We start from the raw sequence: 2,272 nt of genomic DNA on the forward strand, positions 1-2,272 counted from the left end.
CGCCGATGGTGGAGCCGACGGCGGGGCTGACGGAGGAGCCGATGGCGGAGCCGACGGCGGCAGTTGAGGGTGAGGACTCCTCATACCGCACCCAGGACTTCGGCGTCGAAACGGACGCCGGAGTCCTGGAAACCCGCCTGATCGACATCGGTCGGGAGAAGTTCGCGTCCGAGATCTGGGGGCGTGCACCACTGCTGACGCGTCGCGCCGACACATTCACCGACCTGTTCTCCGTCGAGGCGGTCGACGAACTCATCTCGCGCCGAGGACTTCGCACGCCCTTCCTTCGCGTCGCCAAGGACGGGACGACACTGCCGGACTCGTCGTTCACCTCCCCCGGCGGGGTCGGAGCGACCATCTCCGACCAACTCGACGACACGATGCTCTGGCGCAACCTCGCCGACGGTGCCACCCTCGTCCTGCAGGCACTGCACCGCACGTGGGAACCGATCTCACGGTTCGGCACCGCTCTGAGCGACGAACTCGGACATCCCGTCCAGGTCAACGCGTACATCACTCCACCTCGGAACCAAGGGTTCAGCCATCACTACGACGTCCACGACGTCTTCGTCGTGCAGATCGAGGGAACCAAAAGGTGGGTGATCCACGAGCCCGTCCACCCGGCGCCGCTGCGCAATCAGCCCTGGACAGATCACCGCGCCGCAGTCGCCCGAGCTGCGGCGGAGCCGGCGTGCATCGACACCGTGCTCGAACCCGGCGACTGTCTCTATCTACCGCGCGGCTGGATCCATGCCGCCGAGGCCCGAGGGGAAATCTCCATCCACCTCACCGTCGGCATCCATACGTGGACGCGCCACGCACTTGCCGAGCATCTGACCCGAGCAGCACTCGCTGCGCTCGGCGACGATCCTGAGATGCGCGGTGCACTACCCATGAGCATCGACGATCCGGATGACGAGATCACTGCTGTCCGTGAGCATCTCATCGCCGCACTGGCCGAGGCGGACGTCACCTCCCTGTTCCACCGTGCCCGGCGGGAGCAGGCGCGTCCGGCACCGCTGGGGCCGCTCGCCCAATTCGCCGCCGTACACGATCTCGGCCCCGACACCACGGTGAAACTCCGCAGCGCGCTGTATGCACGTCTGGAAGGTTCACACCTGGTCACGCGCGTGGGCCGTGTCGCCGTGGCGGACGATGAACTGCCGTCTGTCACGCGCCTGCTCGACGGCGAACCCCACCCGACGAAAACCCTCGGGACCGACCTGGTCGAACGGCTGTTGCGCGCAGGGATCCTCGTCCCCGCGGAACAGTGACGGTGCACTGTGGCCTCAACCGAACGCTTCTTCTGCGCAGACAGTGCCCGACAGCGGGGTGATCCGATAGCCGGCACGGCCCCGCGCGGATTCGTCTGGGTCCTCGTCGAGTATCGGGGCAGATGGCCCGTGAACGGGTTCGAGGGGCTCGATCTCGACGCCGCGACCAAGACGGCCGTGTTCTCCGCCGCGCAGGCGGCCCGCGCTCGCATACTGCTGGTCAAGCGCCCCGGCCGTCGTCGCCGCGGAGGACACGACCAGTGGGCAGTGCTCCGGCGCGAGACCTCGGGCGCGGTGCGTCAGCAATGGGGAACGTGGGATCGCGAGGAGGATCTGACGCAGATCGTCACCGCCCTCGAGACTGCCGGCGACCTCGGCGGCCTCTCCGTCCTCTTGGTCTGCGCTCACGGTCACCACGATCCGTGTTGCGCTGTGCGTGGACGGCCGGTCGCACGCGCTCTGGCCGAACGCTGGCCCGACCAGGTCTGGGAATGCTCGCACGTAGGCGGAGACCGGTTCGCCGCCAACGTCGTCGTCGTACCCGACGGTGTCTACTACGGCGGTCTCGACGCCGAATCGTCCGTCCTCACGATCGAAGAACACTTCTTCGACCGGATCCACCACCACCATCTACGCGGCTACACCGACATGTCTCCGCCTCAGCAGGCCGCGCTCGCTGCCACGCTCCGACGCTTCGGTCCGGCCGGGCGCAGTGATTACACGGTCGCCGAGAGTGTCCGCGAGGGTGATCTCTGGCGGATCCGGCTCGCCGGTCGTGCACCACACCCGGAGCGTGTCGACGTCGAACTGCGGGCCCATCGCACTCCCCCGTGCCGATTGACCTGCCGTGGAGCGCCGACGGCTTCGGTCATGGTCTACGAACCCACCTCGGTCCGCACGCTGTGAGCGGACGGCCGCGCCCCCGGCCTGAGGTCGTCACCCCAGCTCTTCCTCCGCCTTCGCGAGGGCCGCGAACTCCTCGTCCGGGGAGTTCGCGA

Annotated in this window: 2 protein-coding genes; both read left to right on the forward strand. The window is 67.9% G+C overall.

Translation table 11 applies throughout. The features are described 5' to 3' along the window. The coding region (locus tag ACLBYD_RS10575) for a cupin domain-containing protein (protein ID WP_447816393.1) at nt 1-1,274 on the forward strand (1,274 nt) is incomplete at its 5' end. A gap of 129 nt (nt 1,275-1,403) precedes the next feature. Further along, nucleotides 1,404-2,180 (forward strand): sucrase ferredoxin, encoded by a 777-nt coding sequence (locus ACLBYD_RS10580; protein WP_447816394.1) that lies wholly within the window; start codon nt 1,404-1,406, stop codon nt 2,178-2,180. Nucleotides 2,181-2,272 lie beyond the last annotated feature (92 nt).

Source organism: Rhodococcus sp. C26F (assembly GCF_053345925.1).